This window comes from Streptococcus oralis (genome assembly GCF_001579025.1).
In the GTDB taxonomy this organism is placed as follows: Bacteria; Bacillota; Bacilli; order Lactobacillales; family Streptococcaceae; genus Streptococcus; species Streptococcus oralis_X.
Map to the genome: position 1 here is coordinate 1,098,381 of NZ_KQ970235.1, position 13,338 is coordinate 1,111,718.

At 41.6% G+C, this 13,338-nt stretch carries 14 protein-coding genes; all 14 read right to left on the minus strand.

What is annotated here, in order from left to right; all coding sequences use genetic code 11:
* Window positions 1–85: 85 nt before the first annotated feature.
* Complete coding sequence (locus SORDD27_RS05260) at window positions 86–574, minus strand: DUF6773 family protein (RefSeq protein ID WP_061427746.1); 489 nt, start codon at window positions 572–574, stop codon at window positions 86–88.
* Window positions 564–1,037, minus strand: coding sequence for a DUF6773 family protein (locus SORDD27_RS05265; protein WP_061427747.1), 474 nt, complete (start codon window positions 1,035–1,037; stop codon window positions 564–566). The genes SORDD27_RS05260 and SORDD27_RS05265 overlap by 11 nt, the downstream gene beginning before the upstream one ends.
* Complete coding sequence (locus SORDD27_RS05270) at window positions 1,027–1,236, minus strand: helix-turn-helix transcriptional regulator (protein WP_001107502.1); 210 nt, start codon at window positions 1,234–1,236, stop codon at window positions 1,027–1,029. The genes SORDD27_RS05265 and SORDD27_RS05270 overlap by 11 nt, the downstream gene beginning before the upstream one ends.
* A 198-nt stretch (window positions 1,237–1,434) precedes the next feature.
* Window positions 1,435–1,845, minus strand: a complete 411-nt coding sequence (locus SORDD27_RS05275) for a GNAT family N-acetyltransferase (protein WP_081103360.1) — start codon at window positions 1,843–1,845, stop codon at window positions 1,435–1,437.
* Between the two features lie 99 nt (window positions 1,846–1,944).
* A complete protein-coding gene (locus tag SORDD27_RS05280; protein WP_061427749.1) occupies window positions 1,945–3,309 on the minus strand; it encodes an amino acid permease in 1,365 nt (454 codons plus the stop codon).
* 77 nt (window positions 3,310–3,386) lie between these two features.
* Window positions 3,387–3,869, minus strand: coding sequence for a transcription elongation factor GreA (gene greA / locus SORDD27_RS05285; protein WP_000818765.1), 483 nt, complete (start codon window positions 3,867–3,869; stop codon window positions 3,387–3,389).
* Between the two features lie 63 nt (window positions 3,870–3,932).
* Complete coding sequence (mltG, locus tag SORDD27_RS05290; RefSeq protein WP_081103361.1) at window positions 3,933–5,678, minus strand: endolytic transglycosylase MltG; 1,746 nt, start codon at window positions 5,676–5,678, stop codon at window positions 3,933–3,935.
* 74 nt (window positions 5,679–5,752) lie between these two features.
* Window positions 5,753–6,256 (minus strand): GNAT family N-acetyltransferase, encoded by a 504-nt coding sequence (locus SORDD27_RS05295; RefSeq protein ID WP_061427752.1) that lies wholly within the window; start codon window positions 6,254–6,256, stop codon window positions 5,753–5,755.
* Entirely contained in the window at window positions 6,253–6,720 is a 468-nt protein-coding gene (locus SORDD27_RS05300) for a GNAT family N-acetyltransferase (RefSeq protein ID WP_061427761.1), read from the minus strand. Before SORDD27_RS05300 ends, SORDD27_RS05295 begins: the two co-directional genes overlap by 4 nt.
* Window positions 6,721–6,729: 9 nt before the next feature.
* Window positions 6,730–8,064, minus strand: a complete 1,335-nt coding sequence (gene murC, locus SORDD27_RS05305) for a UDP-N-acetylmuramate--L-alanine ligase (protein WP_049477480.1) — start codon at window positions 8,062–8,064, stop codon at window positions 6,730–6,732.
* 11 nt (window positions 8,065–8,075) lie between these two features.
* On the minus strand, window positions 8,076–8,687 hold the full coding sequence (locus SORDD27_RS05310) for a divisome accessory protein ZapJ (RefSeq protein WP_061427763.1): 612 nt from the start codon (window positions 8,685–8,687) through the stop codon (window positions 8,076–8,078).
* A 47-nt stretch (window positions 8,688–8,734) separates the two neighbouring features.
* Window positions 8,735–11,830 (minus strand): pilus expression-regulating Snf2 family helicase, encoded by a 3,096-nt coding sequence (locus tag SORDD27_RS05315; RefSeq protein WP_061427765.1) that lies wholly within the window; start codon window positions 11,828–11,830, stop codon window positions 8,735–8,737.
* Between the two features lie 92 nt (window positions 11,831–11,922).
* On the minus strand, window positions 11,923–13,089 hold the full coding sequence (locus SORDD27_RS05320; RefSeq protein WP_061427766.1) for a MalY/PatB family protein: 1,167 nt from the start codon (window positions 13,087–13,089) through the stop codon (window positions 11,923–11,925).
* Between the two features lie 7 nt (window positions 13,090–13,096).
* Window positions 13,097–13,338, minus strand: a 242-nt coding sequence (locus SORDD27_RS10330) for a PLP-dependent transferase (RefSeq protein ID WP_231069304.1), incomplete at its 5' end; no start/stop codon positions are given.

The following is a 13,338-nucleotide window of genomic DNA, read 5'->3' on the forward strand; positions in this document are numbered from 1 at the left end:
TGAACGTATTCTACCACTTTCACACCATCCGATAAATTAGTACTATTATAACACATTTTACCAAGATTGATAAAAAGCTAACAAGCTATTCTCCATTCTCCAGTTCATCCATATCTTTCTCAAACTTTTTTTGGGCCCATTCGCCATAACTTTTAAGGCCGAGATTGCCGATAAAAACCCAAGGCAGGTAAATCAGATAAGTAATGACCCAAGCAGACAAGTATTTAACGTTCAAAGGATTGTGCTGATAAATTTCGATATTGAATTGATAATTCTCCAACATCAAGAGAGTCGTAATAGCGAGAGTTACCAGCAAACACCCTCCAATCGTAAAATGAAAACGACTATAGTAGGTCACTCCAAGTTGTCGTGCACGATTGAAAAAGAAGAAAATTCCTAAAAGAAGGGTAACCAGAAGAATATTAGGATTAAAAAGAGCAGGTACTAATACAGCCACCAAATAGCTTAGCAGAATGAGCCCGATAAACATATAAAAAGACTCTGTCCCAGCTCTGTTGATCAGTTGTTCTTCTCTTTCGTCTAGTAATTGATAATAAAAAAATTTATTTTTCATCTTCTTCCTCCCAAACTTGCTGATTTCTGCGATTCAAGTATAGGATAACTCTATCCATAGAAAAACTCCCAACGAGATAGATGATAACTGCTAGAAGCACTTTTAGGGAGTACTTCCAAGTCAATAGATTGACCAGTTCCTCGCGATTGCCTACGATATCAATCAATAAAACCACTATAGAAAATCCCAAAGCAGATAAAATTCTTTCTTTTCCAGTATTCTCAACAATATCTCGAATGTCAATTCCAACATACATGCGGCGAATGATGGCATACAAACCGACTCCAATCAATAAAAGTAATTCTGGTAAATAGGACAAAAGTGTTAAATTGAAAATATAAACTTTGGCAAAAATTTCCAGTGCCAAAAATAGGCACATTCCCAAGAGAATTTCTCCTGAAATGTTTCCGTCCAATTTTTCCGTACGTTCATCTTTGATCACAAGTTTTTTTCTATTTTTCATCTTCTTCCTCCCAAAATAGTTGGTCTAAAGTTTTGCCTAAGCATCTGCAAATGGACTGACAGAGGGAGAGACTAGGATTGTATTTCCCAGCTTCAATCAAGCCTATAGTCTGCCTAGTAACACCCACAGCTTCTGCCAAATCACCTTGTGTTAAATCACGCTCCACACGAGCTAATTTTAATTTTAAATTTTTAGCCACTAGCGTCCTCCTTCACATTTTTAAAAAGTTGCGCTTCTTTTTAAATATATTATACCATATATCTAACTTAATGCAATATATAGATGTCATTTTGTAAGATTTTATTAACAAAAAACTCTCTACCATCTTACATGATAAAGAGTATTCGTTCTTGTTTGATACTTAGCTAAGTTCCTCTCCAAAAGAAAGAAGTCTAGGTCACAAATCCTTTTGGTAATAGTATCTTTGCCCTGTGTAGGGATAGTCTTGCAAGGTAAAGACTTCCTTGTAACCAAGTCTTTTATAAAAATCTGGCGCTTGAAACTGGTAAGTATTGACAAAAGCAAAACGACAGTTTCGTTTCTTAGCTTCACTTTCAGCTCGCTGCAATAGTTTCGAACCGATTCCTTGTCCCCGTAATTCCTCTTTCACAAACAAATATTCGATTTCCAGCCAATTTCCGAAAGTCTCAGCTACTAAGCCCGCCATGAGATTGCCCTTTTCGTCTTCGAGATAAAGATTCAGTGGCTCGCTCTCAGCCTCTTCTCTTTTGGAACGATTATAAGCACGAATCAAATCCCCTATTTCCTGCGCTTTATGCGACTCCTTATTTTCCAATCTAACGTGCATCCAAACCTCCTAATAAACTACCACAGCTTGATTATAGTCTTATTTCGATGGACTGTCAAACTAGAAAAACTCACCAAACAGAGTTGATGAGTTCATGATTTATTTTCTAAATTTCCACTGACTATAAACCCCAAAAACAAGGATCCAGATGGCAGAACCAACTGCCCCCATGAAAGTGGACTCTTGCAAAAAGAGAGTCACAAAAACAAAGACAAAAAAGAGAATAGTTAGGGGATTAAGCAAGCGATACTGAGGCATGAGGTAGCCATCAGCCATGAAATCTTGTGACTTGCGGTATTTGAGATGAGCCACCATAATCAAGATATAAATAGCGATGTAAACACCTGATGAGGATGCTGTGATCAAAGCAAAAGCATCTGAAACACCTGGTAGCACGTTGATAAAGGCTGCCAGAGCAATCAAGATCGCTGAGGCAATGATGGCATTTTGCGGAACATTGTGACGAGAAAGGGTATCGACCTTAGTGGCCTTTAAGAAACGATTTGGCGAATCATGGGCAATCTGATATAAGTGTCTCCCTGTTGAGTAGAGAGTTGAGTTAAGAGCAGACGCTGCTGATGTCAAGACAACAAAGTTAATCAGAGCTGCTGCCCACTTGATCCCTGCCAGTTCAAAGACCGTTACAAATGGAGAATCTGAAGAATTAAGATAAGACCAAGGAATGATGGCCATAATCGCAATGAGAGCTCCCCCATAGAAGAAGATAATTCTGAGAGGAATTTCCTTAACAGCTTTGGGCAAGACCTGACGAGGGTTCTTTGTTTCAGAAGTTGTCACCCCGATAAACTCAATCATCAGATAGGCAAAAAATACCATTTGAAAGGCCATGACAAAGTTCATAACTCCATTTGGAAAAAGAGAGAACTGGTCGCTGATATTTGCCAAACTTGCAACACCATGCGGTGTCTTAAAGCCTGTCAAAACCATAAAGACCCCAGTGGCAATCATGGCTAAAATCGCCACAATCTTGACCATAGCAAACCAAAACTCGACTTCTCCAAAGAGCTTAACCGTAATCAGGTTGACCAAAGCCAAAATCGTTAAAAAGACAAGCTGAATCATCCAGCTAGGCCATGTGGGAAACCAGAAGCGGACATAGTCTGAGATGGCAGTGATTTCTGCCATACCGATAAAGACAACTGACAACCAATAAGACCAAACTGAGAAATATCCCCAGCCTTTCCCCAAATGACGGGTGATAAAGTTGATAAAGGTATGTTGTTCGGGATCCTGATACAGCATCTCCCCAACAGCCCTCATCATCAAAAACATAAAGGCTCCTGTGATCATATAAATCAGAATGATAGAAGGTCCAGTAAGGCTGATAGAGCGACCAGCACCTAGGAAAAGTCCTGTTCCGATTGTTCCCGCAATGGCCATCACCTGAACATGGCGATTAGTTAAACCACGCTCCATTTTATTTTTCTTCTTATTTGAACTCATATAGTCTCCTTTTTATCCAAAAAAACCAAAAAGGAGTTGAGCAAGGCAAAACCTTCACTACTCCTTTTTCATCCTATTTAGGCTGTTTTCTCAACCTTTAAGATTTTGACATCATAGCTACCAACTGGTGTTTCAATCGTTGCAGTATCGCCAGTCTTCTTGCCAATCAAAGCACGGCCAATCGGACTTTCATTTGATACTTTACCAGCAAAAGCATCTGCACCTGCAGAACCGACGATGATGTAGACCTCTTCTTCGTCTTCACCGACTTCTTGGATTGTTACTGTTTTACCGATTGCTACCTCATCTTGGGCAACTGCATCGCTATTAACAATTTCAGCATAACGAATTTTTGTTTCTAGACTTGAAATTTGTCCTTCAACAAAAGCTTGTTCATCTTTCGCTGCTTCATACTCACTATTTTCTGAAAGGTCTCCATAGGAACGAGCAATCTTGATACGCTCTACGACTTCAGGACGTCGAACGAGTTTCAATTCTTCTAATTCTTTTTCAAGTTTTTCCTTTTCTTCAAGGGTCATTGGGTAAGTTTTTTCTGCCATTTTTCTCAACTTTCTTTTTCTATTAGGTTTTTAAAACAAAATTATGTGGAAAACCACATAATTTTAGTTTGAACTACTTGATTGGGGTAATTTGCTATTGATATGCTCTGCAACGTTTTGATCATGTTCTTCTTTTGTTGTTGCAAAGTATACTTTACCATCTTCTACATTAGCTACAAAGTACAAGTACTCACTCTTTGTCTGGTTTACACTTGCTTCAATCGCATCCGAACTTGGGCTATCAACCGGTCCAGGCATGAGGCCAAGGTGTGTATAAACATTGTATGGTGAATCAATCGTTGTATCAATTCCAGCATCATCCGCTAGACTGATCTTTTGACCAAGTTTTCCTTGAGCATATAGAATAGCGATATTACTTTGAAGTGGCATACCGGCATTCAAGCGGTTATAGAAGACACCTGCGATTTTCTTGCGGTCTTCGGTCTTAGCTCCTTCTTTTTCGACAAGAGAAGCAATGCTGAGCAATTCATTAACTGTCAGATTCTTTTCTTTGATCGTAGCGTAATATGGTGACATAGCCTTATCCATAGCAGCCACCATCTCATCAATCAAACTTTCAACAGTTGAACTGTCTTTGATCGTATAGGTAGCTGGGAAAAGGTAGCCTTCAAGACGATAACGAACGCCACTGTCTTTTGTTGGAAGACTTCCAAGTAGGTTTGGATACTTGGCTACTAATTGTGAGATAAAGGTCTCATCTTGAGCTTTTGCCAAGAAAGCGTCCGCAGTAAGAGGTTCTTTAAATTCACCTTGAAGTTGTCCTACTGTTTGAGCGATTTGCTCTAATGTATAGCCTTCTGGAATGGTCAAGTTTGCAAGAACAGGTGCCTGAGCTTCAGGAGTCCCACCTTTTTCCAATTCTTGAATCAACTCATCCGTACTCATACTCTTCTTCAAGTTGTAATAACCTGACTTCAAGTTGGCATGGCTATAGTATTTAGCATAAAGGCTAAAGATCAGTCCATGTTTAACCAGACCAGATTTTTCCAAGGTGCTTCCAATTTCTTGAACATTTGCACCGTCTGGGATTTGAACCGTTACGTAGTCCTTAGAGCTCGCATCCACAGGTTTCAAGGAATCTTGCACATAACCATAACCAAAATAACCACCAACTGCAACGAGTACTAGGAGAACTAGAACTGTTACTAGGCAACCTTTGGCTTTTGATTTTTTCTTAGTTGATGTTGCACCTTGACGACGACTACGACGTGGAGCATCAGCTAATCCACTGCTAGATTCTGTAGAAACAGGCTCAACTCTTTCAGGCATTCCTGGGGTAATTTCCTCTTTCTTGTCTTCTGTTTTATAGGTTACGGCAACCTTAGTCGGAGTGTCGTTAAATTCTTTTTCTTCGGGTTTAAGCTCAACTGGTTCTACCTTAGGTTGAACGGATTCCACTACAGGTTCTTCAGCCAGATGAATCGGCTCTACTAGAGGTTCTTCAGATTCTACAACTTCAATCTTATCAATGATTGGCTGTCTAATCTCTTTCTCTTCTTGTCCATCCGTTTCATCAGTACTAGCACTTGAAAGTGGAGGAACACTTGGTGCATTCTTTAAGATTTTATCGACAACAGACAGGGAATCAGCCATCAACTCTTCTGTTGATGTTTCTGGTTCAAGATCTGAAGGAGTTGCTGAACTAGCTGGAGATGATGAAGCCGTCAGATTTGGAATCTCTACTTCTTTCTCTCTTCTATCTTGTTCTTTTACTCTTTCTAAATCACGTAGAATCTGCTCTTTAAAGCTTAATTTTTCTTCTTCTCTTGATTTTTCAGTCAAAAGCATTACCTCCTTGTTGACAATCCATAATATTATATCTTAAAAGTCGCAGAAAAGCAACCAACTAGGGCATTCCCTAGCTAGTTTTCTTTATTTTCAGGCTGCCAGACCATATCATACCATGTTTCCCCAGCAAAGCTTGACTGAGATATTCCTTCATTAACAAAGCCATGTTTTTCATAATAGGCGATAAGGTAGTCATGACATGTCAGATTAATACCCTCTCGTTCATGTTCTAAAGCGACTTCTTTCAGAGCCTTTAATAGTCTTTTCCCCACTCCCAAAGCTTGTGCTTCCTTGGCAATAGATAGGCAAGTCACAGAAATATAACCTCCAGGTTGATGACTATAGTCTTTTATTTTTTCTGTAAAGGACTGATCATGTAGATGGCGGTGCGGAACGACTGGACCTTCGATATAACCAAGAATACGCCCCTCTTTTTCAGCTACCAGAAAACTGGTCTGAATTTCCCGCAAATGGGCCTCAAAGACGGAACGAGGAATGGCTTCCTCAAGGGAGAAATTCTCTAACTCTATCTCTATAATCCGATCTAAATCTGAAAATCTTGCTTGTCTGATTTTCATATTTCCTCCTGATAAAAAGGATTAGCCCAAATCAGATACCACTCAGAACCACTGCCATAATGACTCTCTATCACTTCTTCTTCAACAAAGCCATTCATTTCAAAATATGATAGTAGTTCATCAGGACTCTGCAAAAGAATACCTTGATAATCTAGTTCGACTGTCACCTGTTTCAAGGCTGCAAGAAGAAGAGTTCCCAGCCCCTGTCCCCAATGGTCAGGATGAATAGTCAAGGATTTTACTTCTATCCATTTGGGATGAATAGACTGAGCTTCTCCCAAAACATAGCCCACGAGCTGATTTTCATCCCCAGCTACAAGAAAGGTACCCGCAGTCTTGCGGATACTCTCTTCTAAAGATTGGCGGCTAAGTGACTCTTCTGATGAAGGATTGGCTTCTTCAATCGCCAACATTTCTTCTAAATCTGATAAGGTAGCTTGCCTTATAGTGATTGGAATTTCCATCTGTTTTCCTTATTGGACGTTGCTTGTCAAGTTAGACAAGAGACGTTCAAATGAATATTCATAGGTTTGGATGTCTCCTGCACCCATAAAGACGTAAACAGCATTGTCATGGTCTAGGAGTGGAGAGACATTTTCAACAGTGATAACCTGGTGTTTCTTGTTGATTTTATTGGCTAAGTCTTCTACTTTGACATCACCATGGTCCACTTCACGGGCTGATCCATAGATTTGCGCTAGGTAGACGGCGTCTGCTTGATTCAAAGCATGGGCAAATTCGTCCAACAAGGCAATGGTTCTAGTAAAGGTATGCGGTTGGAAGATTGCCACGATTTCCTTGCTTGGATATTTCTGACGAGCCGCATCCAAGGTTGCAATGATTTCTGTTGGATGGTGGGCAAAGTCATCAATAATCACTGTATCATTGACGATTTTTTCAGTGAAACGACGCTTAACACCGGCAAATGTTTTCAAGTGTTCACGGACCAAGTTCAAGTCAAATCCAGCTGTGTAAAGCAATCCGATAACAGCTGTCGCATTCATGATATTGTGACGACCAAAGGTTGGAATGTGGAATTGACCCAATTCTTGACCACGGAAGTGAACGGTGAATGTTGATCCAGTCGTAGAACGAAGGAGATCACTAGCTACAAAGTCATTGTCCTCAGCTTCAAATCCATAGTAATAGATTGGCGCATTGGCTGTGATCTTACGCAACTCAGGATCTTCACCGTATACAAACAAACCTTTGGTAATTTGTTTGGCATAGTCGTTAAAGGCATTGAAAACGTCCTCTAGACTTGTAAAGTAGTCTGGATGGTCAAAGTCAATGTTGGTGATGATAGAGTATTCTGGGTGGTAAGGCATGAAATGGCGCTCATATTCGTCTGATTCAAAGACAAAATATTTGGCATTGGCTGAGCCGCGACCTGTCCCATCACCAATCAAGAAGCTGGTGTCTGTGATGTGAGACAAGACATGTGACAGCATACCTGTCGTTGAAGTTTTTCCATGTGCTCCTGCCACTCCCATGCTGACAAAGTCGCGCATAAAGCTACCTAGGAATTCGTGGTAACGTTTGTAGCTGATACCATTTTGATCTGCATAGGCTATTTCAACGTTGTTATCTGGACGGAAGGCATTCCCAGCGATAATCTCCACATCACCTTGTAGGTTCTTTTCATCAAAAGGAAGAATGGCAATCCCTGCCTGCTCTAGACCACGTTGAGTAAAGTAGTATTTTTCAACGTCTGAACCTTGAACCTTGTGTCCCATTTGGTGCAACATCAAGGCTAGGGCACTCATCCCTGATCCCTTGATTCCAATAAAATGATATGTTTTTGACATGCTTTTCTCCCCTACTCAGTAATTCTTGTCAGATTCAACTCTTGGGCAACCTGACGTTCCTGTTCCGTTTGCTTATTCTTTTTATTATAGATCTGACTCTTCTTTAGAAAATCATAGTTGTTCTTTTTAGCTTTTTCCGTTTGGGTTTTCGGAGTTGGATTCGCCACTTGGCCAACCTCCTCAGCTAAGATATAGTGAGACTGACTCAAGTTTTTACTAAATTTGGCAAACTCACCTGGATTTTCCTTTTGAAATGGTGCTGTTGGTTGGTTTCCTTGACGAACAAGTGTTGAACCATTGTGTCGTCTAGTATGACTAACATCTTGAGTCAAATACTTGGCTGAGCGTTTCTTCTTCAAGTCCGCACGCGCTTCTTCTCGAGCCAACTCAGCATACGTTTTTTCAACTTTTTTAGGTTCTGGGCTCGGCTTTGACTCCTTATTAACCACTGGAGAAACTACGGTTTCTTCCTCATTGATAGGAGACCATTCCAAATAGTTTTTATCGCGGTAATCACCTTTGATATTGCTAATAAAGTCTGACTCATCGTACAAGTCCATGACTGGCATTTTGGTCAGCATGATCTCATCATCTGACACCAATGGAAATCGATCTTGTTTCATTTTGTATTTCCTTTCAACACTTCATTATAGCGTATTGTCTTGATTTTTCAAGTGCTGGCTTCAGAAATTCCCAAAATTTCACGAATTTCTGCCAGACTGAGACTCGCACGCGACTCCGTACCATCTAAAACTTGGGAAACCAAATGTTTCTTTTGTTCTTGAAGTTCTTGGATTTTTTCTTCAATGGTCCCCTTGGTAATCAAACGATAGACCTCGACCATCTGCTCCTGCCCCATTCGGTGTGCTCTTCCGATAGCCTGGGCTTCGACAGCAGGATTCCACCAAAGGTCAACCAAAATAACCGTATCAGCTCCCGTTAGATTGAGACCAACACCACCCGCCTTAAGGGAGATGAGAAAGGCATCTCTTTCCCCTTGGTTAAAGGCCTTGGTCATCTCCTGTCTGTCATGAGCAGGAGTTGAACCTGTGATTTTGAAGGAGGTCAAGCCCAAGTCTGGGAGTTCTTGCTCAATTTTTTCTAACATTCCTTTGAACTGGGAGAAAATCAAGACCCGATGCCCACCATCAGCCACTTGTAGCAATAAATCTCGGAGACTATCGAGTTTACCACTGGCTCCCTGGTAATCGTCCATGAAGAGGGCAGGCGTATCGCAGATCTGGCGCAATCGCATGAGGCCAGATAAAATTTCTACCCGGCTTCTCTGGAATTCTTGATCGGTCACTTGCGCTAGGCGGTCTCGCATCTGTTGCAACTGGGCGAGATAGATGGCCTTCTGTTGGTCTTCCAGTTCATTTTTATAGACGACTTCGATCAGGTCAGGTAGTTCTGTAAGAACTTCTTCTTTCTTACGCCTCATGACGAAAGGCTTGATAAACTGCGCGACTCGGTCAGCCGGTAATTTCATAAACTCCTTTTTACTTGGTAAGAGCCCCGGAAGCACAATTTGGAAGATAGACCACAACTCTCCTAAATGATTTTCGATGGGTGTACCTGACAAAGCAAAAACTGCTGGCACCACAAACTGGCGCAAACTCTGAGCAATCTTGGTTTGGGCATTTTTCATGACCTGAGCTTCATCTAAGAAGAGAAAATCAAAAGCCATCTCTTGATAAAGCTCGCTGTCTTGACGAAAGGTTGCATAGCTAGTCACATAGATTTGGTGATTTTCAGAAAGAATCGCTTCTCGATTCGCTTTCAAACCATGAACGACAGCCAAATCCAACTGTGGGGCAAATTTCCTGAATTCATCTGCCCAGTTGTAGATTAAACCTGACGGCGCTAAAATCAAGACCCGACTATCTTCTGTCACCTGACTAGTCAAAAAAGCAATGGTTTGCAATGTTTTTCCCAGTCCCATATCATCGGCTAGGATGCCACCAAAGCCATAGTGATGAAGCATCTGGAGCCAACGAACACCCTTTTCCTGATAATCTCTCAAACTCGCCTGAACCTGTATATCTCCCAAAGGAAAATCCTCTGGATGGGTCAAATCATGAGCTAAATGCTGAAATTCCTCTGAGAAGGAGATCCTATCTTGACCTTCAAAAAGCTGAGAAAGGCTATAAGCCAGAGATTTTCGCGCCTGAAAAGAACCATCTTTTAGCTCAACCCCCAGTTCCTGCAAATTTTGACGAATCTGCTTGGTTTCCTCATCAAAAAAGTACACTTGGTCAGAAGAACTGATATAGAAATCCTGATTGCTGGTCAGGGCTTTAAGAGCTTGGTCAATCTCTTCTTGGGCAATCCCTTGGAAATCAAATTGGATTTCCAATAATCCTCCCTTGGACTCAATCTGAACCTGAGGAGCTTGGACGCTGTAGAGCTGATTCATCTCATCAGACAAGAAAACCTGACCCAACTTCTCAAAAGCTGGAATCGTATGGTAAAAGAAAGAATAAACCACTTCTGGCTTCAAAGCCTGTCTCCAAGACTGAAAATCAGCCTCAAAACCAGCCCCTAAACAGACTTGAAATAGCTGATTTTCCAAGACGGCATCGCTTGAAAATGGTAATTGTTCCAGCTGTTGACGACTAGTTACCTTAACATCTCCATAGTCAAACTGGATATTCAAGCGGATGCGGCCGTCATCCTCCCTATCAAAGTAAAAGATTGGTGAAAAGGGTCTGATTTGCAAGCGCTCAGGAGCAGAAACTGTGCCCAGCTGTCTAAACAAAGGCAGGCAGGCGGCTAGACGGTCACGATCACTGTTATCAAACTGGAGGAATTTCCTCCCGCTTTCCTCCTGAGGGAGCTCCTTGAGTTCCTTTAGAAGGCTGATTTGTTCAGGGTTTAAGAGATAAAGATTTCCCTTACGAAAGAGAACTGCCCCTCCATAGAATACGTTAACTCGCTCACTTTCAGAAATCTCCATCTCAAAATAATCGGGAAACTCCTGCACAGAAAAAGAGAACAGTTCTGCATCGGGATCTAAATCATGAAAGAGAAGATTTTCATAACTAGTAATCTGGTGTTCAAAATGAAAATCCTCCAAATTCATCAGCAACTCCACTCCCTGCTCAAAAAAGGTCAGAGGGAAAAAGAGGTGACGACCTTGATTGGGGAAAAAGAGGTCTTGACTCAGTCCCTCCTCAATCAAGCCACATAAAAAAGTAAGAACTTCCTGACTAGCTGTATCAAAAGCATCCCAAGACAAGTCATTTTCATAGTGTTTCCCAATCATATATGGCTTTCGATGGACCAAGACCTTCAAAAAGAGAGGGATGTCACGAATGACATAATATTTTTGACTATCAACTAAACCGATTCGAAGAGTCCAAAGGAGGCGATTGGTTCCAGCTTCTACCTGGCCTTGAGACGACAAAGTGTAGATTTTTTCTCGCTTCTGAGGTTGGATCCGCTCCAAAAAACTACCACCAAAACTAACCTTGGTTTCGACCTCTTCTTGCTCTTCATGTCCTTTTTCTAAGGCTCGTAAAATCACCTGGCCTTCTTCATCATTCTTCAGATAATGCTCGAGCGCTGCGAGGTGAACACAGTAACCTCTTTTTTGGAAAAAATCGCAAACACAAAAAACCAGATCATCCTCTAAACTGTAGCGCAAGTCTTCTCCCGCCACACGAGTATAGAGGCGATTCCCTTTTTCCTTGATAATCTCAATGCTGCCTGTTTCATAGAGTGCAACCCCCTCCATGCGCAACTTTCCCGGAATCAATTTAGCCATAGTTACCCCTTTATCTTATCTTTTCATTATACCACATTTTCCCCTACGAAAATAGCCTTCTAGGAAGACTTTTCTCCTAGAAGGCTCGATTTTTAAAGTGTAGCAAAAGTGGTCACGATGCGTTGGCAAACCTCTTCCAGTACGGACTTCGGCATAGCCACATTGAGGCGGGCATGAAGAGTTCCCTCCTCTCCAAAGTCCAAACCTCGATTCAAGATAACCTTGGCTTCATTCTTCAAAAGCTCTTGCAAGCGGTCATCCGTTAGGTCATAGGCTGAAAAATCAAGCCAGATCAAGTAGGTACCTTGCGGTTTCATGACCTTAATCTTGGTTTCGTTGCCCAAAACATCCACTACATAGTTAATGTGGTCCTCGATGACTTCTTTTAAGTCTCCTAACCAGTCCTTACCATAACGGTAGGCAGCTTCTGTCGCCAAATACCCCAAGCCTGAGATTTCATGTTGGTTATTGGCCAACTGGCGTTTTTGGAAAGCCACACGAAGCTTTGGATTTTCAATAACTGCATAGGAATTCTTGGTCCCAGCAATATTAAATGTTTTAGTGGCACTACTCAAGATAAGGGCAAAGTCTTTAAAGGCGGGATCAATGGTGTTAAAAGACTGGTGTTTATGACCAAAGAGGGCCAAATCTTGGTGAATCTCATCTGAAACCAACAAAACACCATGTTTTTGGCAGAGATGCCCAATCTTTTCTAACACTTCCTTTTCCCAAACACGTCCACCAGGATTGTGGGGATTGCAAAGGATATAAAGCTTCACATCCTCTTCCACCAATTCCTTCTCCAACTGGTCAAAGTCAATCTCAAACAGCCCATCCTTTTCCACCAAAGAATTGGTAATCAATCTGCGATTGTTCAGTTTGACACTGCGGGCAAAAGGTGGATAGACCGGTGTGTTAATCAGAACAGCCTCTCCTTCTTTTGTAAAGGCTTGAATGGCTGTTGAAATTGCTGGTACCACTCCCTCTATAAAGACGAGGGCATCCTTGTCAAAGTGATAGCCGTGTTGTGTAGCTTCCCAGTCCTGAACCGACTCAATCAAAGCATCACTGGCATAGGTATAGCCATAGACCAACTGATCTGCGTAGGCTTGTACAGCTTGTCGAACCTCAGGCAAAACCACAAAGTCCATATCTGCTATCCAGGCTGGTAGAACTTCGCGATCAGCTTCCGCTTCTTTCCATTTATAGGTATGGTGCCCAAAACGATTGGGCAGGCTTGTAAAATCATATTTTCCCATATCTATCTTATCCTTCCAAAGCTTGGTGCAAGTCCGCAATCAAATCTCTAGCATCCTCAATCCCAATAGACAAACGCAAGAGGTCATCTGTTAAGCCATAGGAATGGCGCACTTCTGCTGGAATATCCGCATGAGTCTGAGTTGTCGGATAGGTGATCAGACTCTCTACCCCACCCAAACTTTCTGCAAATGAGAAGACCTTCAAGCTATTTAAAATATGAGGAATACGTTTTTCATCCACTACTTTAA

What these genes read in the sequence shown, in the direction of transcription:
- SORDD27_RS05260 (WP_061427746.1), bottom strand. Translation starts at nt 574, where the DNA reads ATGAAAAATAAATTTTTTTATTATCAATTACTAGACGAAAGAGAAGAA.
- SORDD27_RS05265 (WP_061427747.1), bottom strand. Translation starts at nt 1,037, where the DNA reads ATGAAAAATAGAAAAAAACTTGTGATCAAAGATGAACGTACGGAAAAA.
- SORDD27_RS05275 (WP_081103360.1), bottom strand. Translation starts at nt 1,845, where the DNA reads ATGCACGTTAGATTGGAAAATAAGGAGTCGCATAAAGCGCAGGAAATA.
- SORDD27_RS05280 (WP_061427749.1), bottom strand. Translation starts at nt 3,309, where the DNA reads ATGAGTTCAAATAAGAAGAAAAATAAAATGGAGCGTGGTTTAACTAAT.
- greA (WP_000818765.1), bottom strand. Translation starts at nt 3,869, where the DNA reads ATGGCAGAAAAAACTTACCCAATGACCCTTGAAGAAAAGGAAAAACTT.
- mltG (WP_081103361.1), bottom strand. Translation starts at nt 5,678, where the DNA reads ATGCTTTTGACTGAAAAATCAAGAGAAGAAGAAAAATTAAGCTTTAAA.
- SORDD27_RS05295 (WP_061427752.1), bottom strand. Translation starts at nt 6,256, where the DNA reads ATGAAAATCAGACAAGCAAGATTTTCAGATTTAGATCGGATTATAGAG.
- SORDD27_RS05300 (WP_061427761.1), bottom strand. Translation starts at nt 6,720, where the DNA reads ATGGAAATTCCAATCACTATAAGGCAAGCTACCTTATCAGATTTAGAA.
- murC (WP_049477480.1), bottom strand. Translation starts at nt 8,064, where the DNA reads ATGTCAAAAACATATCATTTTATTGGAATCAAGGGATCAGGGATGAGT.
- SORDD27_RS05310 (WP_061427763.1), bottom strand. Translation starts at nt 8,687, where the DNA reads ATGAAACAAGATCGATTTCCATTGGTGTCAGATGATGAGATCATGCTG.
- SORDD27_RS05315 (WP_061427765.1), bottom strand. Translation starts at nt 11,830, where the DNA reads ATGGCTAAATTGATTCCGGGAAAGTTGCGCATGGAGGGGGTTGCACTC.
- SORDD27_RS05320 (WP_061427766.1), bottom strand. Translation starts at nt 13,089, where the DNA reads ATGGGAAAATATGATTTTACAAGCCTGCCCAATCGTTTTGGGCACCAT.